The sequence below is a fragment of the Affinundibacterium fentianense genome (genome assembly GCF_018139545.1).
In the GTDB taxonomy this organism is placed as follows: Bacteria; Pseudomonadota; Gammaproteobacteria; order Burkholderiales; family Burkholderiaceae_D; genus Undibacterium; species Undibacterium fentianense.
In genome coordinates this window covers 250324-270902 of sequence record NZ_JAGSPJ010000007.1, presented here as the reverse complement: position 1 = coordinate 270902, position 20579 = coordinate 250324, and the positions used below count along the sequence as shown (strand labels likewise).

The window sequence follows — 20579 nt, the reverse complement described above, 5'->3', positions numbered from 1 at the left end:
CCCTCAAGCGGGAGAGGGTTAGGGTGAGGGTGGTTCAGAAATCTGTAATGTTAGTACTACGCTTACTTTGCAGAAACCTGCACTCCCCACATCCCCTACCCTAATTTACAAACCCGCCGCTTGCGGGAGAAGGGAGTAAAAATCCCAAAAATTGCAATCCTACCAAAACCCGCCATTATACGTGATCACACCAACCAGCTCGGCTTGCGCTTCTCAAGGAAAGAACGCACACCTTCACGTCCTTCTTCAGAGGCACGAATCGCCGCAATGCCTTCCACCGTATTCGCAATCAACTCTGATGTAATTTCGCCACCACCAACCTCGCGCACCAAAACTTTAGCTTGTGCAACCGCATTCGGGCTATTCGTCACCAATGCTTTCACGATTTCAGCGACTTTCGACGTCAATGCATCAGCAGCGACCACTTCATGCACGAAGCCAATACGCAAAGCCTGTGCCGCATCAAAACGCTCAGCTGTTAGGAAATAACGACGTGCGGCATTCTCGCCCATGGCTTTAATCACATACGGTGAAATCGTGGCCGGAATCAAGCCCAGCTTGACCTCGCTCAAGCAGAACTGCGCGGTATCGACCGACACAATCACATCACAAGTCGCGACCAAGCCCATGCCACCCGCATAGCAATCGCCCTGCACTTGCGCCACCACGGGTTTAGTACAGGTGTAAATCGCCGCCAACATCGCCGCTAATTGCCCCGCATCGGCCACATTCTCCGCATGCGTATAGTCCGCCATCTTCTTCATCCAATTGAGATCAGCACCCGCACAAAATGCAGGACCATTCGCCGCCAACACGATCGCACGAATACTGGTATCGCCACTCAATTCATTAAACACCTGCGTAATCTCCGCAATCGTCGTTTCGTTAAACGCATTGCGCACGTCAGGGCGGTTAAGAGTGACCGTCGCGACTTTGTTGTCGCGGGTGAGGGTTAGGGTTTGGTACATAAGACTTCCTTGTTACGATTTTCTACAACTTTTCTGGAGGTACGGACACTGCGAAAAATTCAATGATCGGGATGCAGTGCAAGGCGCACACCGGAGCAATATGTCGATATTGCGAGGATTTGCAACGCCGCAATGCGCCCGAACATTGGATTTAGCGTAGTGGACGTCACATTCTGAATATCCCAAACTTCGCATCCGGAATCGGTGCGTTCAACGCAGCACTCAATCCCAATCCCAACACCATACGCGTATCCGCCGGATCAATTACACCGTCATCCCACAAGCGAGCCGATGCATAGTAAGGATGGCCTTGGTGTTCGTATTGATCTTTGATCGGTTGTTTAAACGCGGCTTCTTCTTCGGCGCTCCAGCTACCACCTTTTGCCTCAATGCCATCACGACGCACGGTTGCCAACACGCTCGCGGCTTGCTCGCCACCCATCACGGAAATACGCGCGTTCGGCCACATCCACATGAAGCGCGGTGAATAGGCACGACCACACATACCGTAGTTACCAGCACCAAAACTGCCGCCGATAATCACGGTGAATTTCGGTACATTCGCCGTCGCCACCGCCGTCACCATCTTGGCGCCATTACGCGCAATGCCTTCGTTTTCATATTTACGACCGACCATAAAGCCGGTGATATTTTGCAAGAACACCAGCGGGATCTTACGTTGGCAGCACAGCTCAATGAAATGCGCGCCCTTCAAGGCAGCTTCAGAAAACAAAATACCGTTGTTGGCGACGATACCAACTGGCATGCCGTGAATATGTGCAAAGCCACAGACTAAAGTCGTACCATAACGCGCTTTAAATTCATCGAAATGGCTACCATCAACAATGCGGGCAATCACTTCACGCACGTCGAAAGGTTTGCGTGTATCGACTGGAATCACGCCATACAACTCTTGCGCAGGAAACTTCGGCTCTTCGACAGGTTTCAACACCACCGTCTGTGGCTTGTGACGATTCAAATGTGAAACAATGCCGCGCGCCAAAGACAATGCATGCGTATCGTTTTGCGCCAGATGATCTGCCACACCCGACAAGCGTGTGTGCACATCGCCGCCGCCAAGATCTTCCGCACTCACCACTTCACCGGTCGCGGCTTTCACCAGTGGCGGGCCCGCCAAGAAAATTGTGCCTTGATCTTTGACGATAATCGATTCATCACTCATGGCTGGCACGTAAGCGCCACCCGCTGTACAAGAGCCCATCACGACAGCGATTTGCGGAATGTCTTTGGCAGACATATTGGCTTGGTTGTAAAAAATACGGCCAAAGTGATCGCGATCTGGGAACACTTCATCTTGATTCGGCAAATTCGCACCACCGCTATCAACGAGGTAGATACAAGGCAAATTGTTTTGCTCGGCGATCTCTTGTGCACGCAAATGTTTTTTCACCGTCATTGGGAAATACGTACCGCCTTTTACCGTGGCATCGTTACACACGATCACACATTCTTGACCAGCCACCCGACCGATACCTGTGATCACACCCGCGCTCGGCGCCGCATCGACATCGTTCTTTTCTTTATACATATTGAACGCGGCCAATTGCGAGAATTCGAGGAAGGGCGTACCCGGATCAAGCAACATTTGCACGCGATCACGTGGTAGCAACTTACCGCGCGCCAAATGTTTTTCGCGTGCTGCCTCGCCGCCCCCTAAAGAAATTTGGGCGATTTTTGCCTTGAGATCATCGACGATCAGCTGCATCGCCGCTGCATTGGCTTTGAAATCATCAGAACGAGGGTTCAATTTAGAATCTAATGTTGTCATAATTTTTCCAGATTACTTATTCAGTGTCACTTCAATGAAAGAGAGCTCCCAGCACATTGGTACTAAGAAATTTTAATTGAGTGACTATTCGTAAATTCCATCTACATAAAACCATTTACCATCGTATTTCACGAATCGACTCTTTTCGTGCAAACGATGGGCTTTACCGCCAATTTTGTAGCGCGCCACAAATTCCACCATCGCTTCTTTTTCTTGTGTTGTGTGCTTTTTCACTTCCAATCCTAACCACTTGGTCGCACCGCCATCGACGATGGATTCTTTCGGGCAAGTCCGCTCATCCCAAGTGGCTCGCAAGTACGCTTCGTCGTTGAGCGTGTAGGCGGTGTAACGTGAGCGCATTAATGCTTCTGCAGTTGGCGCGACTTCCGCGCCGCTGACGTAGCGGCCGCAACATGCTGCGAATTCTTTGTTAGTGCCGCAGGGGCAGATTGTTTTACTCACGCTTTACCTATTTTTTCTTTGTAGGGCGGGTGAAACCCGCGCTGCTTTCTTTACATTCGATCGACGCGGACTACCTGCAAACTACTCTTCATTTCAATTTCAGACTGCGCCAAGCTCAACCTTTACAGGTCGGGTGTGGCCCGACAGCCAGTTACCTTTTTTGCTTCGCCAAAAAAGGTAACCCAAAAAAGGCGACCGCACTAAGTCGCCCTTCGGGTTCCCAATGCTGCACAACAAAAAATGGGAAAGTGTTGAAACTCGCCTTCGGCTCAAACAACAACACTTTCTTTTTCCATTTTCTGTTGCGCATCATTGGCGACTTAGAAGCGGATGAAAGTCAAAATCGAAAAATAACAAGCCCTACCTACTCGTAAATTTTCCCCATGTACAAAATTTCCGCAGCACGACGCCAAGGATTATCAGGTTTCTTATAAAACTCTAGCCCATTTTTTGATGCCTCTGCCCACGTTGCTGCAGCTTCTAGATACGAACCTATTGTTCCATTTTCCCAGCCGTTGTGAGTTGGTCCATATAGCGAACTCGGCGCTTCAACTTCTTTTCTTTCTGAATCATGCCAATCCTGAGCAATACATCCCAAGAAGTATATAAACGACTCTTCACTGTCGACCAAATTAACTAATTCAAAAAGATCCTTGGTCATAACTTCTATGCCTTTTTACTTTCTTTCACCGCCGTAGGCGCACCCGCTGCTTTCCAAGCACCAAATCCACCATCAATATGCGCGACATTTTCTAAGCCCATGTCTTGTACCGTCTTGGTCGTCAATGCACTGCGCCAGCCGGCTGCGCAGAATAGGATGAATTCTTTTTGTTCGCCGAATACAGGTTTGAAATAAGGTGAATCGGGGTCAACCCAAAATTCGATCATGCCACGTGGTGCGTGGAAGGCGCCTGGGATGATGCCTTCGCGTTCCAATTCGCGAATGTCGCGCACATCGATGAACTGCACATTCGGATCTGCTAGTTTCGCTTGTGCTTCCGCCACGCTGTAAGTTTTGATCTGCGCGTTAGCTTCTTCCACTAATTGTTTGTAGCCTTTTTTCATGTCTCTTCCAATCTCGCTTTTACCGTGTCTAAATTCTCGTAATGCGAATGCAAGCCGCGCTGCTGTGGTTCTTAAAGTTTTGGTGGCGCGGGTTGGACCCGCCCTACTCAATCAAAATCCACCTGTAGCCAACCATTTTTCTAATTGCGGCAATCTATCATTGCCCCAAAATGGCTCGCCATCCACGATCACCCATGGTGCGCCGAATACGCCTTTACCGACGGCTTCCTCGCAAGCCTCGGCCAGTTGCGCTTTATAGCGTTCGTCCTTGCATGCGGCAGCCGCTGCTGCGCCATCTAGAGCCATTTGATCTACATACTCTGCTAACCACGCAATATCATTCAAACCCGCGGGACCTGAGAAGTAGGCTTTAGTCACGCCACGCGTAAATTCACCGACGCGCTCTGGTGCGACTTCTTTCATCCATAAACAAACGCGTGCGGTGTTTTGCGTGTTAATCGGGAATGGTTTCGGCAAAATAAACGGCAAACCTGCGAAACGAGCTGAGCGCTCCATGTCTTGCTGGTGATAATTTGCCATGATAGGCGGACGCATCGTCAATGGGCTGGAGTTGGTAGTCTTAAACACTACGCCCAACAACATGGGCTTCCAATCAATCGTATAGCCATACTTAGTCGCCAAGTCCTCGATCACTTGTGTGGTCAGGTAAGCATAAGGTGAAACGTAGTCAAACCAGTATTCGATGCGTTTATTCATAAGTAATCCTTTAAACTAAGTTGCACCAACTCAACCAAAACTACAAATTTCGGAGCAGACAATTTGGTACATTTTCAAAAACAGTACCAGCGTCTGCCAACAACAAAATTTTCATTTCATCTCGAACTACTCTACGAACATGTTCGACCGAATCTTTTGGATCAGAATTCGATTGAGCGTCGAATGTAAATGATGATTCGTGCTCCGACCAATATACGCCAGCGGCGGCTCGATATACATACTGATAGGATGGCTTCCCACCAGACTTAAGTTTCAGCAATATCTTACCGTCGGAAAGTCTTTTGACAATTTCAAGTAACTCAATCGTTGGCAAATCTTATCTCCCACCCTGATTCATCTACTAGTGACTCAATCCATCAACCCACGACCAATCAAAATCTTTTGAATATCCGAACTACCCTCATAGATTTGACATACGCGCACATCACGATAAATACGTTCAACTGGAAAGTCGCTCACATAGCCATATCCACCGTGAATTTGGATTGCATCGGAACACACTTTTTCTGCCATTTCTGACGCAAACAACTTCGCCATGGCGGCTTCTTTTAAACATGGTTTACCCGCATCTTTCATGCTCGCTGCATGCCAAATCAATTGGCGTGCGGCTTCGATTTGTGTCGCCATGTCGGCCAAGCGGAATTGCACGGCTTGATGTTCAAAAATTGCCTTGCCAAATGTGCGTCTATCTTTAGCGTAGGCTAAAGCTGCCTCGAACGCCGCACGTGCCATGCCTACTGATTGGGAAGCGATACCGATGCGACCGCCTTCCAAACCGGACAAGGCGATCTTGTAACCCATACCTTCTTCACCAATTAAATTGGCGGCGGGGATGCGGCAGTTTTCGAACAAGATTTGTGCGGTGTCGGACGAGTGCTGGCCCATTTTATGCTCAAGGCTGGCAACGATATAACCTGGCGTTTTGGTATCGACCCAGAATGCGCTAATGCCTTTTTTGCCCGCTGCTTTGTCGGTCACCGCCATCACAATCGCTACGTCAGCGTGCTTGCCGCTGGTGATGAATTGCTTCACGCCGTTCAACACGTATTCGTCGCCTTCGCCGCCTTTTTCTAACCTCGCGGTAGTACGTAAATCAGAAGCGTCACTACCTGCATGCGGTTCGGTCAAACAAAATGCGCCGAGTTTTTCGCCGCTGGCGAGTGGACGTAACCATTGTTCTTTTTGTTCTGCGTTGGCATACATCATGCCGATGCTGCAGACCGGGCAATTATTTACGGATACGACCGTAGAAGTACCGCCATCACCAGCCGCGATTTCTTCCAGCACCAGTGCCAAAGACAAATAATCCATCCCTGCACCACCAAATTCTTCGGGCACAGCGACACCATAGGCGCCCATTGCAGCTAATTCTTTGAGTTCTGCTGCTGGGAAATGATGTTCTTTATCCCAACGCGCGGCATTTGGTGTGATGCGCTCTTGTACAAAACTACGCACGGCGTCGCGGATCATTTCGTGTTCTGATGTTAGTTGCATGTGTTACTCGATTCTAAAATTTTAAAAAACCTACCAAGCCAACGGCGATCCGTCATAATTCAAAAACTGCCCATTCTGCGCACGACTACTATTTGCAATCACCTCGCGCATGCCAGCGACACTGACATCAACGCTAATCTCTGCACCTGCGCCACCCATGTCGGTTTGCACCCAACCTGGATGAAACGCGATGCACGTGGCTTTTTGCGTGCTGAGCGATGCATCTTTCAAGACCGAATTCAAGGCTGCTTTGCTGGCGCGATACAACCATGCCACATTGTTTTCACGCAGAGCGATGGAGCCCATGCGCGAAGACAAGACGGCTAACTTGCCACTCGCGTTTTCGACCATGGGCAATACCAAAGGCAGTATGCGCATTGCGGCTAACACATTGGTGTGCATGACTTGATCAAACTCTTCTTGCTGCGGCGATTGCAAGCCATTGGTTCTGCTGCCGAAGACACCTGCATTCAAAATTGCGAAGTCGATCTTCTCATCGTCTAAGCGCCATGCAAGACCTGCACAGTCGTTCAAATTGTTCACATCGAGCGGCAAGGCCTCACAACCATGCGCGGTCAACTCCGCTAGATCCTCGGACTTGCGCGCAGTAGCGATCACGCGCCAACCTGCGGCTTTGTATTGGCGCGCGAATTCACGACCGATACCGCGTGAGGCTCCGATGATTAATGCTGTTGGCATTGCTTACTCCGTTTTTTCTACCTACTTATTTCAATCTCCCTTCTCCCGCTTGCGGGAGAGGGAACTAAAAACAATTACACCAACTCAATCGCCATCGCGGTCGCTTCACCACCACCGATACACAAAGAAGCCACGCCGCGTTTGCCGCCACGTGCTTTTAATGCACCGATCAGCGTCACGATAATACGTGCACCAGAAGCACCGATTGGATGACCGAGTGCGCAAGCGCCACCGTGCACGTTCATCTTGTCGTGAGGGATACCGAGATCTTGCATCGCTGCCATAGGCACAGCGGCGAAGGCTTCGTTGACTTCAAACAAATCCACATCGGCTGTTGTCCAACCGATTTTTTTGTAGAGCTTTTCAATCGAGCCAACTGGTGCCGTGGTGAACCAACCTGGTTCTTGTGCATGAGTGGCATGACCTAAGATTTTAGCGATTGGTGTTAAGCCCAATTCTTTCGCTTTGGATTCGCGCATCAAGACTAAGGCTGCTGCGCCATCGTTGATGGAAGACGAAGATGCTGCTGTGATGGTGCCGTCTTTTTTGAAGGCTGGCTTCAAGTTTGGAATCTTGTCGAGCTTAGCTTTCAATGGGCCTTCGTCTTTATCGATGACCACATCGCCGCCACGGCCAGAGACTGTCACTGGTGTAATTTCCCAAGCAAAGGCACCGCTAGTTGCTGCAGCTTGTGCGCGTGTGACGGAAGCAATGGCAAACGCATCTTGTGCTTCGCGTGTAAAGCCATATTTGCTGGAGCAATCTTCTGCGAATGTGCCCATGCTGCGGCCTTTGTCATATGCATCTTCCAAGCCATCTAGCATCATGTGATCCATGATCGTGCCGTGACCGATACGATAGCCGCCACGTGCTTTAGGAATGATGTAGGGTGCATTGGTCATCGATTCCATACCGCCGGATACGAGCACCTCGTTACTACCAGCGAGCAGGGCATCGTAAGCCATCATGGTCGCTTTCATCGCTGAGCCACACATCTTAGACAAAGTGACTGCGCCAGTAGAGAATGGCAAACCCGCTGCCAACAAAGCTTGGCGTGCTGGCGCTTGGCCTTGACCTGCCATCAAGCAGTTACCAAACAAGACCTCTTCGATCAATTCTGGTTTAACGCCAGCACGTTCAACTGCCGCCTTAATCGCCACAGCACCGAGTTGGCTCGCTGTCAAAGAAGCGAAATCACTTTGAAACGCGCCCATAGGTGTACGAGCGGCGCCGACGATTACGATAGGATCATTCATGGTTTTCTCCAATTAAAGTTCATTGTTTTTTAGAACCCCTCAACGCCGAGACGCTGTGAGGTTTACATCATTCACATATTCATAAATCTGATTTCTTGTGGGTACGGGAACACATCGTCCACCTTACCCTTCACAATTCGATCTTTACGTTCTTGCCAATACTGTGCTGTCAGCAAGTCCGCATGGTGTTTCATAAAATACTGTTTGACCTTGGCATTGCCGAGCAAGAAAGTACCAAACTGTTCTGGGAACACATCGTTCTTCGCAATCGGATACCAAGGCTCTGCAGACATTTCATCTTCTTCATTGCGTGGCTGTGGAATGTTCCTAAAGTTACAGTCGACGATGGTTTCGATCTCGTCGTAGTCGTAGAACACAACGCGTTTATGTCGGGTCACACCGAAATTCTTGTACAACATATCACCGGGAAAAATATTCGCGCCGACTAATTCTTTGATCGCGTTGCCGTACTCAACAATCGCATGTTCCATCGCTGCGTCATCGCCTTTTTGTTCAGCCTCAGTCAGCCAAATATTGAGAGGTGTCATGCGGCGTTCGATGTACAAATGTTTGATAATCACTTCATCATCGCTCACTTCTAAAATCGAAGGCGCATAGCGACGAATTTCTGCCAATAAGTCTTCGGAAAAACGTGCGCGCGGAAATGCCACATCGGAATACTCTAAAGTATCTGCCAAACGCCCGACGCGATCATGGTTTTTAACCAGTTGATACTTTTCTTTAATCAAGGCTTTAGTCGTTTCTTTCGGCGGTGGGAAGCTATCTTTAATGAGTTTGAAAACGTAGGGAAAAGATGGCAAGGCAAATACCAACATTACCAAGCCGCGAATACCTGGCGCGGCTTCTATCATGTCTGAGGAATACTTGAGGTGATGTAGGAAGTCACGATAGAACAAATTCTTACCATGCTTTTGCAGACCCAACATGGTGTAAATTTCACTGCGTGGTTTACGCGGTAGTATGCTGCGAATGAACTGCACGTAGGCCGAAGGTACATCCATATCGACCATGAAGTAGGCACGTGTGAACGAAAATAGAATCGTGATGTGCATGTTATCGAACAGCACGGTGTCCAAAATCAATTCACGATTTTTGTTGTGAATGATGGGAATCACGAATGGCATTTCTTGGTTGCCGTTGATACTCTTACCGATGATGTAAGCTGCCTTGTTGCGGAAGAATAAACTCGCCAATACTTGAAATTGATGATTCGGTTCGAAACGCATATCACCAAACTGCTCAAGCAAGCGCGCTTCGACTTTCGCCAAATCGGCATCAAGATGCGCGAACGGTGTTTGCAGTTGGAAGTTCGTGACGATACGTTTCAAACTAAAGCTCAATCCATCCGCTGCGGGATAATACACACGATAGGTCGCTGGCGTATCGTCGCGTTCGATGTAATCCGTTGCTGTTGCTGGACGAACAAAAATGAAGTCGTTGTGAAAATAGGTGCGATGTAAGAGTTTGGTACAAACAGTATTGAAGAAAGTCTCAGCTAACTCAGGTCGCAAGTGATCGATCAGCAAGCCCATGTAATGTAGCTTCACTTCGCGCCACACTTCGTCCGTCAAATCATCGCTATCGTATTCGTCTTCCAGAATCTGTACACATTCCTTGGCGCGCTTGTCGTAGTAAGCAATCCGTTCACGCGCATCTTCTTGCGCGGCTTTCCAATCACCACGTTCAAAACGCTGCTTCGCCAATTGCGTCGTCGCGCGGAACAAACGGTAATGCTTGTCAAAACCGTCGAGTATAGTCCTTGCAATGTCGAATGCAATTTGCGAAGACAACAATTTAGGAAAGGCGATTTGTGGCATCAGCGTCAACCGTTTCAAAACCTCTCAACACAAACTCGCAAGAACCCGAGTTCAACGATTTTCAGAATTGCGTACAACTAATTTTCGGCATTTTGATGTCGAGATATTCGATTATCCGGATGCAGTCCTAGGCGCCGCCCGCAGCAATATGTCAATATTGCGAGGATCGGCAACAACGGAATGCACCGGAGAATCGGATATATCGATATCAAATAGTTTCGGCGAACAATTCACGTCCAATTAACATACGACGAATCTCGCTTGTACCCGCACCAATCTCATACAACTTCGCATCACGCCACAAGCGGCCAACTGAGTATTCGTTAATGTAGCCATTACCACCCAAAGTTTGGATCGCTTCGCCTGCCATCCACGTAGCTTTTTCAGCGGAGTACAAGATCGCGCCAGCAGCATCTTTACGCAAAGCGCGTGTGGCTTCTGGCGTCTTAGCGCGCACGCAAGCTTCACCGACTGCGTAAACATAAGCCTTACATGCCATCATGGTGGAATACATATCAGCAATCTTGCCTTGCATCAGTTGAAATTCACCAATCGCTTGACCAAACTGTTTGCGTTCGTGGATATACGGAACAACAACGTCCATACATGCTTGCATAATGCCCAATGGACCGCCAGACAAGACGGCGCGTTCGAAATCTAAACCAGACATTAAGACATTGACGCCTTTGCCAACGCCGCCGAGTACGTTTTCTACTGGCACTTCGCAATCTTGGAATACTAATTCACCAGTATGTGAGCCGCGCATACCGAGCTTGTCGAGTTTTTGTGCGATGCTGAAACCTTTGTAGCCTTTTTCGATGATGAATGCTGTCATGCCACGTGGGCCGGCTTCCAAATCCGTTTTTGCATAGACCACTAAAGTGTCTGCATCTGGACCATTAGTGATCCACATTTTGTTGCCGTTCAAAACATAACGGTCGCCTTTCAAATCAGCACGCAATTTCATGCTAACAACGTCAGAACCTGCGTTAGGCTCTGACATTGCCAAGGCGCCAACGTGTTCGCCAGAGATGAGCTTCGGCAAATATTTTGCTTTTTGTTCTGCATTGCCGTTGCGATTAATTTGATTCACGCAGAGATTGGAATGCGCGCCGTAAGACAAACCGACGGAAGCAGAAGCGCGGGAGATCTCTTCCATGGCGATAATATGCGCGAGGTAACCCATATTCGCGCCACCGTATTCTTCGGAAACCGTCATACCCAGCAAACCCATTTCGCCCATTGCTTTCCACAGGTGCATAGGAAATTGGTCTGTTTTGTCCATTTCGGCTGCGAGCGGTGCAATTTCGGCCGCTGCAAATTGTTGAACTGCTTCGCGCAAAGCGGCGATGTCTTCGCCGTGATCAAACGTTAAACCTGGTAAGTGCAACATAGTGTCCCCAATCTAGGTAGTAATGATATGACTTCAAGCTGCTGCGGCTCGCTCACTCTACTAGCAGTCAGTAGAAGCGAAGCTTGAGATTATATGCCCGCCTGAATGTCGAAAAATTTGGCAAAACAAATTAAAAGTTCATTTTGCGTCAGTCAAAAATGATACTTGCAATTGACGTTAACGTAAACGTCAATTCGAACTATTTGGCCCTTGTTCTTACGGATATTCACGAATATTCAGGAATTAGTTTTTTGCTTTATTAACAATTTCCAATAAACGCTGGCTTTCTTCTTCGTGCGCGGTGATTTCCCCGAGCATCACTTCGATGTCTTCACGTTGTTGCTCCAAAGAAGCACGATGCTTGGCCAAAACCTCTAAGAAACTCTTTAGCTGAACTTCCGTATCTTTGGGCGAGTCATACATCGTCACCAGATGCTTGATTTCCGAAAGGCTTAATCCCAAACGCTTGCCCCGCAAGGTCAATTTGAGATGTGTGCGCTCACGTGCTGAGTACACACGATTGCGTCCGCTGGGGCCTTCGCGGCTAGGACTGATCAAGCCCTGATCTTCGTAAAAACGAATTGCACGAGGTGTAATATCAAACTCTTTTGCTAATTCGGTAATTGTATAAGTTGCCATTGCTAAATATTTTTTGTTAAAACAAACAATAAAGTTATCTTAAAAACACCCAAAAAATCTCGGCGAATGCTCGCAATTAGCGAGATAAGCCCAACATCAATTGTGATTTGAATTTAGAATCTTACCTGAAACGCAGTTAACGTAAACGTCAATTTAACGTATTGGCCTTCAACCCTGCAGCGAACACCTGTTGCGTCACATACACAAAGCTATGAATCTCTTAGAACAAGAATTGCACTACCCCCTCGCTAACCAGATACCCGAAGCGGGACAAGCGATAGAAATTGCCCCGGGAATTTTGTGGATAAGAATGGGATTGCCGTTCGCCCTGAATCACATCAATGTGTGGTTGATTGAAGATGACTATCCAACCGACCAAGGCAAAATTCGTGGTTGGACGATAGTCGATTGCGGTATCAATAGCGACGCGACGCGTGATGCTTGGGAAATTTTGTTCGCGTCCCATCTCAAAGGCTTGCCGGTTGTGCGCGTGATCGCCACCCACTGCCATCCCGATCATGTTGGCAGTGCGGATTGGTTGTGCACTTTATGGAATGCCCCGCTCTATATGAGCACAGGCGAATACGCATTCGCGCGCATGATGTCGGCGGGTCTGCCTGGCGTGGATGGTTCTGCGATGTTTCCACATTTCCGCAAACACGGTTTGGTCACTGCCGAGATGCAGGAAAAAATTCAGGAACGCAAAACCTATTACACGCGCTTAGTGCCGACCGTGCCCACTTCGTATCACCGTCTGCAAGATGGACAAGACTTGATGATAGGCGAACATGCGTGGCGCATCATTACGGGCTTTGGTCATTCACCTGAGCATGTTTCGCTGTATTGCGCAGATTTGAATTGCCTCATTTCTGGCGATATGGTGTTGCCGCGTATTTCTACCAATGTCTCGGTATTTGCAGCAGAACCAGAAGCGAATCCGGTGAAACAATATCTCGACTCTTTAAAAAAATACGCGGATTTGCCGGATGATGTGTTGGTATTGCCTTCGCATGGCAAACCATTTACGGGTATCCATGCACGTATCCAGCAATTACGCGATCATCACGCCGAACGTTTGCAAGAAGTATTAGATGCTTGCGTGACACCTCTATCAGCACACGACATCGTGCCCATCATGTTTAAGCGCGCGCTCGATGCGCATCAATTGACTTTTGCATTGGGCGAAGCTTTGGCGCATTGCCATTTCTTATGGCTGGAAGGCAAATTGGCTCGCCAGTTTGATAGCGATGAGGTGTATCGTTTTGTGACAACAGACAAGTTGGTTGGAGCATGTTAACGATGCAGAAAGTCCCACTATCGGTCTATCTCAAGTTAATTTGCGTTGCTTTGTTTTGGGGCGGCACTTTCATCGCAGGTCGAATCGTGTCACAAGAAATTCCTCACATGATTGCAGCAGCGGGACGCTTCCTCGTCGCTTGTCTATTTTTACTGATCCTCGCGTGGCGCGTTGAAGGTGGTTTGCCGCGACTGACGAATCAACAAAAACTCGCTACCTTGGGTTTAGGTTTCACTGGCATTTTTCTTTACAATATTTGTTTCTTAGCGGCTCTGGAGCGCATGCCTGCGGGCCGAAGCGCGCTCTTTGTTTCACTTAGCCCCATCGTCACCGCCCTCTCCATGGCGATTTTTTTTCGAGAGCGCTTAGGATTGATGAAGTGGCTAGGGATTGCGATTGCGTTTATTGGTGCAACTGTAGTCTTAACTCGTGGCGAGCTAATCCATGCAATGCACGCCATCGCGCAAACGATAGGAAGTGGCGAATTATTTATGCTTGGTGCAGTGTGTGCTTGGACTGCGTACACCATTTTAGGAAAGCAAGCCTTAAAGGGATTAAGTCCCATCGCAGCGACCACTTATGCATCATTGTGGGGCCTGCTCCTACTGACTTTGGGAGCCATTCCGCAATGGCCAGAACTTGAATTGAGACGTCTTAGCTGGCAAGTAATCAGTGCGATCGCTTTTTTGGGCATTTTTGGCACAGTACTGGGCTTTGTTTGGTACTACGAGGGCGTCAAGATTTTAGGTCCGGCACGCACCGCAGTATTCAATAATCTCGTGCCTGTTTTTGGTGTCTTGCTCAGTAGCCTCATTCTGAAGGAAACCATCCTAACTTCCATGCTAATCGGCGGTGCCTTGGTCATTTTGGGTGTGAGTCTAACCAATCGGCAAATCAAAACGGACGCCGGATTAAAGTAGTTTTGCCCGTATCACAAATCAGCATTTCTCTAAATAGCAAGGCACCAAACGATGACACCAATCAAGGCAGTAACGACCATCAATCCAGAAAACAAACCTAATTGATAGACTGAATGCGGTAAAAGTCGGTCATATAGGTAGGGTAAATTTTTTTGTAAGCCTTGTTTCTCAATATCCAAGGCATCAACAGAAATCTTGGCTTGGGTCGAATCCGGTACAACGGGATGAATACGATAATGCGTCATGGTTCAATCGGGATCAAACGGCAGAAGCCGCATTGGAGCACGGGGAAAAGGCTATAGGCTATTGATCTGGACTACTATTTAAAAAGTACGAAAAATTGCTACTCTGCGTATCGATTTTCTGTACTTTTCTTGAAACGACAATCCATCGCCAGTGAATGCGCTCCACGATCCTACTGACTAGGCGATTCTGTTCAACACCGATACATACCAAGATCTCACAATCAGGGCTGCCGCTAAACTGGCTAAAAGATGCTTAATGCTGTGTCCGCTGATCCAAACAAGACTATGGAAAATTTGGGTATCCAAGACCTCAGCAATTTTTGCCAGCACATAAAGAACAATCGCGAACGCATAGGCGCGTCGCCTTTGCATTTGGCAAGAAGTAGGAGAAATCGCCAAAGTTTGCCAACCTGGAATAACAAAAATAGCAACCACTTGCAAACCCAAATAGAGTCTCAGATCACCGGTGTATTTCCACCAAATCACCGACAACAGCGCTAACACACACCCAACACTTAGTTCAACTACCATTCGTGCAGTGGACGGTGGATGGAATTGGTCCAAGCGAACCGCAGCAATCAAACTGGCGCACGCCAATGCGATTGGCAATCGGTCCCAAAACAAACGCCCGTCATTGGGAGCGAGATGGTAGAAGCCTGAGCCGATTGTGGTAACAAGAATGCTAACAGCAAAGAATAAATACGCCGCATCAGCTGGATGCCAGTGGGCGATTAATTGACGCGTGATGGTGCGGTGATTGGCGATCACCACGCCCGCCACCAAAGCAAAACCAAGATTACTCAAGACATCGATTGCATTTGGCAATCCCCACAACACACGGGCATCCGCAAAGGCATGATAGGACTCATGTTGAAAAATCGGACCATGCCACCAAAAGGCAAGGACGATCAAAATCAGGAGGCAGCGTGGAATGTGTTGGGAGTTGAATCGCATGTTGTAATCTAAAGTGAGTTGTCGATTGAATCTTATCGGAGCCACTAGCTCCATGGAGAGCGCAGAGCATGCACGCAAACCTGTTCGGTGAATACCTTTTGCGCCTAGGTAGCAACATTGCGGCAAAGAAGTCGAACACGACAATACTTAAACACTAGCTTGATAAGTAAACCTAATGCTACAGTGCCTGCATTGTTATTTTCTGGACCTGACGTATGACCGAGATAAGCCAACTATTGAGCACAATCAAATACCAACTCAAGCAGCAAGCGAAAACCTATCGCGACGTCGCGGATGCATTGCAATTGTCAGAAGCGAGTATTAAACGCATGTTCAGCGCCAGCAGCGAAGCCCCAATTACTCTCGATAGGATCGTCCAGATCAGTCACTTTCTCGGGTTTAGTTTGGCGGAGTTAACGCAAGAAGCCAGTTTAAGTAACGCAAAATTAAGCACATTAAGCGCTGCGCAAGAAAAAGAATTGGTCTCCAATGACGAACTTTTGTTGGTCGCCGTTTGCGCGGTCAATCATTGGAGCATGGCGGACATTCTGAGCTATTACCAACTCAGTGAAACAGCTTGCTTAACGCATTTGCTTAAATTGGATCATCTGCGATTAATCACACTTCTGCCTGGAAACCGAATTCGGCTGAATATCAGTCGCGATTTCGATTGGTTGCCAAACGGCCCGATTCGCAGCTATTTTCGCAAAGAAGGTATGGAAGATTTTCTCAATGCGCACTTCCATCAGGAATTAGAAAATTTCACATTCACCCATGGCATGTTGACGGAAACGGCGGCCAACAAATTGCAAACCGAATTACGTCTATTAAAGCGGAAATTTGCCGAGCTACACGCTGAAAGTCTCAGTGCGCCTCTACGCAAGCGCTATGGTATTGGTATGCTGATGGCAATGCGTCCTTGGGAGCCAATCAGTTTTTCTAAATGGCGCAAATGAACCAGAAATTCGAATCTGCAAGGACCTACTCAACAGCTGCTTTGGCCAAGGCATCAGAGCCTTGGCTTTATCGATTTTAGTGGTTTTGGTGACTTTAATCAAAACGCTACATCACTGAATTACGATCAATTCAATATCAAAAATCAAGCTTGCTGCCGGAGGGATAGGCCCGCGACCATTCACGCCATACGCCAATTCATGGGGAATAATTAAGGTACGACGTCCACCGACTTTCATCCCAACCACGCCCTGATCCCAACCCTTGATGACTTGCCCATCGCCCAATTGAAAGCTAAAGGGGATGCCGCGTTGAATTGAACTATCAAACTGTTTACCATGTTGATCAGCTGCCGTTGGGTCATACAACCACCCGGTGTAATGCACACTGACGCGATTACCGACGACAGCCGCTGTGCCTTGACCCGGCAAGACGTCCTTGATTTGCAAACCGCTGTTGGTGCTAGCGCTGCCATTGGCTGTCACTGCACTCGGGGTCGACTCACCGCTACAGGCGAACAATCCAGCCGCGCAACAACAAACCAAACAAATCCTGCAAAAGCTAAACGACAGCCTAAATGGTTCTTTCCGGATCTTGTTTAACATAAGGTTTCCTAGATTAAAAACAAATTATTCGATCAGAATGATAGGCGTTGGCCTTATCAACCCTCCATTATAAAGCAGCCGGTCAATGCCACTCGAATCGAATACGTTTGTTTTGATAGGAAAAGGCTAGGTACACCACCCCACTTCAAACTGCGCGCAATGAGATCAACGTATGCCCGTGTATTGTGCAGAACAAATCTTCCAGTCTTGTTTTTCTTTGCAGAGCAGATAACTCGCTCGAATCGAAAACTGCCTACTTTGCTCCCCTACTTGCATTTTGTAACGCAGCTTCGCGATCACCAACTTAGCCTCTGGCAATTCACGAAATACAGGCTCTAAAATTTCGACCGTGGGAATTTGCTTACGATTCTCTGGAGCATAAAAACCTAACATTTTGGCACGCTCGTCGACTTCGCCTGCAGGAGAGACTTCGACATATTGACTATGCGTGACGGCTTCCAAGCTTTTCTGATCAAAATTGGCTTGTGCTTGTACATGTTTCTGAACGAGTCCCAATGCATCGCTGCTACTGAAGTTCGTTGCGGCCGATACGGGGGCCATCAAAAGTGGGAAGCAAATACTAGCCGCTATCCATCGTGTTACGCTCGTTTTCAAATTTATCTTGACCTGTTGATTCAAACGCATTTTTGCCCTTTCCGAGATCTTCGTCTGATCTAATACTTGCTGACAGCTTTATGGGATTTGCCGAACTAACTCAGCGATGCCGAGTTGATCATTTAATCGAAAGAATCCAACAGGTTCCACCAGCTTGCGACGAAATGCAGAAATTCTGGTACGGAATGGGAATTCGACCCCAAACAAGCGACAACAGGCACGGGAAGTGACTAAATTCAAAAGAGATATCTGCGTTTCAATTATCCATTTGCTTGCATTCAGTCTGACAAAACGATAAGCTTCGCGCTCTTTTTTTCTAAGCTCGGCGCTTGCCGAGTTTGTTTGCATGAGCGCCACCGTCTTCATTGTCACCGATATTTTCGGGTTCACACCAGCCATCGCCAGTTTGCAACGTTTTCTCGCGCCAGCAATCGATACAACATCCAAGCCAGTCTGTCAGATTATTACGCCATTTGATGAGACACCAACTTTTCGAAATGAACAGGAGGCCTATCAGTTTTATCTGGCAAGTGGTGGCATTCGCGCCTATGCAGATAAGATTCTCCGATTGTCTATGTGCAGTCCTGCTGTACGCCATGTGATCGCGTTTAGTGCTGGTGCCAGTGCATGGTGGTTAGGCTGTGCTAGTCAGGTCAATCGCCTCCACCCATCGCTGGAATCATCAAGCTTGTTCTATGCATCGAGAGTCCGGGACTATTTGGATCTCGAAAGCAGCTTCCCATGTCATTTTATTTTCGCTGAAACAGAACCCGCCTATCAACCCATCGAGATAGTCGAGGCTCTAAGGGCTAGACAACATCAAGCAGAAATCGCCAGAGGTACACGGCATGGTTTTATGAATCCCTATTCATCGGGATTTTCGCTAAAGCAGCAGAGCCACTACTTTGATGTTCTCTATCAAAAGTTACACCCTAAAAAGGCTTTAGTCGCTGCGTAGCAATGCCTTCGCAATGATTGGATCCCATATCGCATTTGGCTAAATTCAGTTAAATTACTTAGAATCAGGTATCATCGAGCGTCAGAGTTAGTGATCAAGCACTGATCTATCCACACTTCGAAGTATTTAGAGCACTGCGGCTGCCATTGATCCTACAAAATAAATCGCAAGATCGTTCTTTTTCGCCACGCAATCGCGATCTAGTCACATTAATCTCTTTGCTGAGCGCAAACATCTTCCAAGGTTTTCAGGAGGTCCCATGTCGAACCAAACACTTTCCCATTTAGAGTTGCATTATGCACGATCAGATAAACTAATTTTCTTTATCCTCGTCGGTATGCAAATCTTTAGTTTTGCATTATCACCTTGGTATGGCACATGGAAATTAGCATTTCTGATCGGTTTGCCTCTACTGCTCATACCAAGCTATTTGATTCATTTTTTCCCAGGTCAATCTTTGACCCGCCTCATGAATGGCATTGCGTTGATGTCGTATTGCGCGCTGCACATACAACAAGCAATGGGAATGACAGAATTACATTTCGGAATTTTTGCGTTCTTAGCGTTCCTGCTCATTTACGCAGATTGGCGAGTCATCCTCGTCGCTGCAGTCACCGTTGCCATTCATCATGCCAGCTTTGGCTACATGCAAGAGCTGGGTGTCGGGGTGATATGTTTCACAAAACCAAGTTTTACGATTCTATTAGTCCATGCTGCGTACGTGGTTGTCGAAGCAGCGGTACTCTCTTACATCGCCGTTCAAATTCATCGCGATCGCCTTCAAGAAATCGAATTAATGAGCTACACCTCAGAATTAGGCGGTCAAAATGCGGCAATCAATTTACGCGATCATGCAAAAAATCCTGTCAGCGATTCTGGCAAAGCTTTGGTCTATGTCATCGATACCTTGCATGATTCTGTCAGTCAAGTAAAGCATGGCGTCGAAGCAATCATGCTCGCTTCACGTGAAATGGCAGACGGCAACACAGATCTATCACATCGGACGGAGGCACAGGCCAATTCCCTCGACAACACCTCGTCAACGATGGAGAAACTAACGCAAACAGTGCAGCAAAATGCAGCCAACGCAATCGAAGCAAATCGACTGGTCGTCGCTGCCTCTGAGATAGCCCGTAAGGGTGGTAATGTGGTGACGGAGGTTGTGCAAACGATGGGGTCCATCAAAGAAAGCTCGAAGCAAATTGTGGACATCATCGGCGTCATCGACGGTATCGCGTTCCAGACCAATATTTTGGCCTTGAATGCGGCAGTTGAAGCCGCGCGCGCGGGTGAACAAGGCCGGGGTTTTGCAGTCGTAGCGTCAGAAGTGCGTAGTCTCGCACAACGCAGTGCCAGCGCCGCCAAGGAGATTAAAGAATTAATTGGTAATTCATCGCAAAAAGTCGATCAAGGTAGTCAGTTGGTCGACAAAGCTGGGCAAACAATGGAGGAAATCGTAAGTAGCGTTCGTCACGTTGCCGACATTATGGCGGAAATCGCTGCAGCTAGTGAGGCGCAAAACGACGGCATCCAACAAATTAACAGTGCAGTCAGCACTATCGACAGTATGACCCAGCAGAATGCGGCGCTAGTCGAACAGGCAACCGCGGCATCAGAGAGTCTCATCGAGCAGGCGGCGTATCTGCGGAACATCGTTGCACAATTTGTTACACGATGATTGATCGAAATG

The 20579-nt window shown here is 48.0% G+C and carries 22 protein-coding genes; 5 read left to right on the top strand and 17 right to left on the bottom strand.

All coding sequences use genetic code 11. The features are described 5' to 3' along the window. Positions 1-185: 185 nt before the first annotated feature. The 12 genes from KDM90_RS16445 to KDM90_RS16385 all read right to left on the bottom strand — a co-directional run bounded on the left by KDM90_RS16445 (position 186) and on the right by KDM90_RS16385 (position 12341). Positions 186-968: an enoyl-CoA hydratase/isomerase family protein gene (locus tag KDM90_RS16445; RefSeq protein ID WP_212676719.1), complete on the bottom strand. Its 783-nt coding sequence runs from the start codon at positions 966-968 to the stop codon at positions 186-188. Between the two features lie 166 nt (positions 969-1134). Next, entirely contained in the window at positions 1135-2757 is a 1623-nt protein-coding gene (locus KDM90_RS16440) for a carboxyl transferase domain-containing protein (RefSeq protein WP_212676718.1), read from the bottom strand. 84 nt (positions 2758-2841) lie between these two features. Continuing rightward, entirely contained in the window at positions 2842-3219 is a 378-nt protein-coding gene (locus KDM90_RS16435; protein WP_212676717.1) for a YchJ family protein, read from the bottom strand. A 364-nt stretch (positions 3220-3583) separates the two neighbouring features. Then, positions 3584-3880: a DUF7660 family protein gene (locus tag KDM90_RS16430; protein WP_212676716.1), complete on the bottom strand. Its 297-nt coding sequence runs from the start codon at positions 3878-3880 to the stop codon at positions 3584-3586. A gap of 5 nt (positions 3881-3885) precedes the next feature. Continuing rightward, a complete protein-coding gene (locus KDM90_RS16425) occupies positions 3886-4284 on the bottom strand; it encodes a rhodanese-like domain-containing protein (RefSeq protein WP_212676715.1) in 399 nt (132 codons plus the stop codon). A gap of 111 nt (positions 4285-4395) precedes the next feature. Next, entirely contained in the window at positions 4396-5001 is a 606-nt protein-coding gene (locus KDM90_RS16420; RefSeq protein WP_212676714.1) for a 2-hydroxychromene-2-carboxylate isomerase, read from the bottom strand. 369 nt (positions 5002-5370) lie between these two features. Next, complete coding sequence (locus KDM90_RS16410; protein WP_212676712.1) at positions 5371-6516, bottom strand: acyl-CoA dehydrogenase family protein; 1146 nt, start codon at positions 6514-6516, stop codon at positions 5371-5373. A gap of 30 nt (positions 6517-6546) precedes the next feature. Continuing rightward, the gene (locus tag KDM90_RS16405; protein WP_212676711.1) at positions 6547-7215 is read right to left on the bottom strand and encodes an SDR family oxidoreductase; all 669 of its coding nucleotides are present in this window, start codon (positions 7213-7215) and stop codon (positions 6547-6549) included. A 74-nt stretch (positions 7216-7289) separates the two neighbouring features. Next, positions 7290-8471 (bottom strand): acetyl-CoA C-acetyltransferase, encoded by a 1182-nt coding sequence (locus KDM90_RS16400; RefSeq protein ID WP_212676710.1) that lies wholly within the window; start codon positions 8469-8471, stop codon positions 7290-7292. 71 nt (positions 8472-8542) lie between these two features. After that, on the bottom strand, positions 8543-10309 hold the full coding sequence (aceK, locus tag KDM90_RS16395) for a bifunctional isocitrate dehydrogenase kinase/phosphatase (RefSeq protein WP_212676709.1): 1767 nt from the start codon (positions 10307-10309) through the stop codon (positions 8543-8545). A 208-nt stretch (positions 10310-10517) separates the two neighbouring features. Next, positions 10518-11702: an isovaleryl-CoA dehydrogenase gene (locus KDM90_RS16390; protein WP_212676708.1), complete on the bottom strand. Its 1185-nt coding sequence runs from the start codon at positions 11700-11702 to the stop codon at positions 10518-10520. Between the two features lie 243 nt (positions 11703-11945). Further along, a complete protein-coding gene (locus KDM90_RS16385; protein ID WP_212676707.1) occupies positions 11946-12341 on the bottom strand; it encodes a MerR family transcriptional regulator in 396 nt (131 codons plus the stop codon). Between the two features lie 211 nt (positions 12342-12552). Between KDM90_RS16385 and KDM90_RS16380 the strand changes: the two genes are divergently transcribed. Further along, entirely contained in the window at positions 12553-13638 is a 1086-nt protein-coding gene (locus KDM90_RS16380) for an MBL fold metallo-hydrolase (protein ID WP_212676706.1), read from the top strand. Positions 13639-13640: 2 nt separating this feature from the next. Next, positions 13641-14558, top strand: a complete 918-nt coding sequence (locus tag KDM90_RS16375; protein WP_230409856.1) for a DMT family transporter — start codon at positions 13641-13643, stop codon at positions 14556-14558. Between the two features lie 29 nt (positions 14559-14587). Here KDM90_RS16375 and KDM90_RS16370 read toward each other — a convergent pair whose 3' ends face one another. Both KDM90_RS16370 and KDM90_RS16365 read right to left on the bottom strand, forming a co-directional pair. Then, positions 14588-14803: a hypothetical protein gene (locus KDM90_RS16370; protein WP_212676704.1), complete on the bottom strand. Its 216-nt coding sequence runs from the start codon at positions 14801-14803 to the stop codon at positions 14588-14590. Positions 14804-14980: 177 nt separating this feature from the next. Further along, entirely contained in the window at positions 14981-15757 is a 777-nt protein-coding gene (locus KDM90_RS16365; protein ID WP_212676703.1) for a hypothetical protein, read from the bottom strand. Positions 15758-15972: 215 nt separating this feature from the next. Here KDM90_RS16365 and KDM90_RS16360 point away from each other — a divergent pair, with 215 nt between their 5' ends. Further along, a complete protein-coding gene (locus KDM90_RS16360; RefSeq protein ID WP_212676702.1) occupies positions 15973-16713 on the top strand; it encodes a helix-turn-helix domain-containing protein in 741 nt (246 codons plus the stop codon). 111 nt (positions 16714-16824) lie between these two features. On the opposite strand, the gene KDM90_RS16355 is transcribed toward KDM90_RS16360, so the two are convergent. From KDM90_RS16355 to KDM90_RS16345, 3 genes are all read right to left on the bottom strand, one after another. Continuing rightward, positions 16825-17316 carry an FKBP-type peptidyl-prolyl cis-trans isomerase gene (locus tag KDM90_RS16355; RefSeq protein ID WP_212676701.1) on the bottom strand — a complete coding sequence of 164 codons (492 nt, stop codon included), beginning with the start codon at positions 17314-17316 and terminating at the stop codon, positions 16825-16827. A 165-nt stretch (positions 17317-17481) separates the two neighbouring features. Then, positions 17482-17961: a DUF4440 domain-containing protein gene (locus tag KDM90_RS16350; RefSeq protein ID WP_212676700.1), complete on the bottom strand. Its 480-nt coding sequence runs from the start codon at positions 17959-17961 to the stop codon at positions 17482-17484. Positions 17962-18009: 48 nt separating this feature from the next. Next, positions 18010-18279, bottom strand: a complete 270-nt coding sequence (locus KDM90_RS16345) for a hypothetical protein (protein WP_212676699.1) — start codon at positions 18277-18279, stop codon at positions 18010-18012. Here KDM90_RS16345 and KDM90_RS16340 point away from each other — a divergent pair. Both KDM90_RS16340 and KDM90_RS18385 read left to right on the top strand, forming a co-directional pair. Then, on the top strand, positions 18278-18889 hold the full coding sequence (locus tag KDM90_RS16340) for a hypothetical protein (protein ID WP_212676698.1): 612 nt from the start codon (positions 18278-18280) through the stop codon (positions 18887-18889). The genes KDM90_RS16345 and KDM90_RS16340 overlap by 2 nt on opposite strands. A gap of 259 nt (positions 18890-19148) precedes the next feature. Beyond that, on the top strand, positions 19149-20567 hold the full coding sequence (locus KDM90_RS18385) for a methyl-accepting chemotaxis protein (protein ID WP_212676697.1): 1419 nt from the start codon (positions 19149-19151) through the stop codon (positions 20565-20567). Positions 20568-20579: the final 12 nt, after the last annotated feature.

Coding starts and splice junctions, on each gene's coding strand:
- KDM90_RS16425 (WP_212676715.1), bottom strand. CDS start 4,284: ATGAAAAAAGGCTACAAACAATTAGTGGAAGAAGCTAACGCGCAGATC.
- KDM90_RS16375 (WP_230409856.1), top strand. CDS start 13,641: ATGCAGAAAGTCCCACTATCGGTCTATCTCAAGTTAATTTGCGTTGCT.
- KDM90_RS16350 (WP_212676700.1), bottom strand. CDS start 17,961: ATGCGTTTGAATCAACAGGTCAAGATAAATTTGAAAACGAGCGTAACA.
- aceK (WP_212676709.1), bottom strand. CDS start 10,309: ATGCCACAAATCGCCTTTCCTAAATTGTTGTCTTCGCAAATTGCATTC.
- KDM90_RS18385 (WP_212676697.1), top strand. CDS start 19,149: ATGTCGAACCAAACACTTTCCCATTTAGAGTTGCATTATGCACGATCA.
- KDM90_RS16370 (WP_212676704.1), bottom strand. CDS start 14,803: ATGACGCATTATCGTATTCATCCCGTTGTACCGGATTCGACCCAAGCC.
- KDM90_RS16365 (WP_212676703.1), bottom strand. CDS start 15,757: ATGCGATTCAACTCCCAACACATTCCACGCTGCCTCCTGATTTTGATC.
- KDM90_RS16405 (WP_212676711.1), bottom strand. CDS start 7,215: ATGCCAACAGCATTAATCATCGGAGCCTCACGCGGTATCGGTCGTGAA.
- KDM90_RS16355 (WP_212676701.1), bottom strand. CDS start 17,316: ATGTTAAACAAGATCCGGAAAGAACCATTTAGGCTGTCGTTTAGCTTT.
- KDM90_RS16440 (WP_212676718.1), bottom strand. CDS start 2,757: ATGACAACATTAGATTCTAAATTGAACCCTCGTTCTGATGATTTCAAA.
- KDM90_RS16430 (WP_212676716.1), bottom strand. CDS start 3,880: ATGACCAAGGATCTTTTTGAATTAGTTAATTTGGTCGACAGTGAAGAG.
- KDM90_RS16385 (WP_212676707.1), bottom strand. CDS start 12,341: ATGGCAACTTATACAATTACCGAATTAGCAAAAGAGTTTGATATTACA.
- KDM90_RS16340 (WP_212676698.1), top strand. CDS start 18,278: ATGAGCGCCACCGTCTTCATTGTCACCGATATTTTCGGGTTCACACCA.
- KDM90_RS16445 (WP_212676719.1), bottom strand. CDS start 968: ATGTACCAAACCCTAACCCTCACCCGCGACAACAAAGTCGCGACGGTC.
- KDM90_RS16345 (WP_212676699.1), bottom strand. CDS start 18,279: ATGCAAACAAACTCGGCAAGCGCCGAGCTTAGAAAAAAAGAGCGCGAA.
- KDM90_RS16410 (WP_212676712.1), bottom strand. CDS start 6,516: ATGCAACTAACATCAGAACACGAAATGATCCGCGACGCCGTGCGTAGT.
- KDM90_RS16400 (WP_212676710.1), bottom strand. CDS start 8,471: ATGAATGATCCTATCGTAATCGTCGGCGCCGCTCGTACACCTATGGGC.
- KDM90_RS16360 (WP_212676702.1), top strand. CDS start 15,973: ATGACCGAGATAAGCCAACTATTGAGCACAATCAAATACCAACTCAAG.
- KDM90_RS16380 (WP_212676706.1), top strand. CDS start 12,553: ATGAATCTCTTAGAACAAGAATTGCACTACCCCCTCGCTAACCAGATA.
- KDM90_RS16420 (WP_212676714.1), bottom strand. CDS start 5,001: ATGAATAAACGCATCGAATACTGGTTTGACTACGTTTCACCTTATGCT.
- KDM90_RS16390 (WP_212676708.1), bottom strand. CDS start 11,702: ATGTTGCACTTACCAGGTTTAACGTTTGATCACGGCGAAGACATCGCC.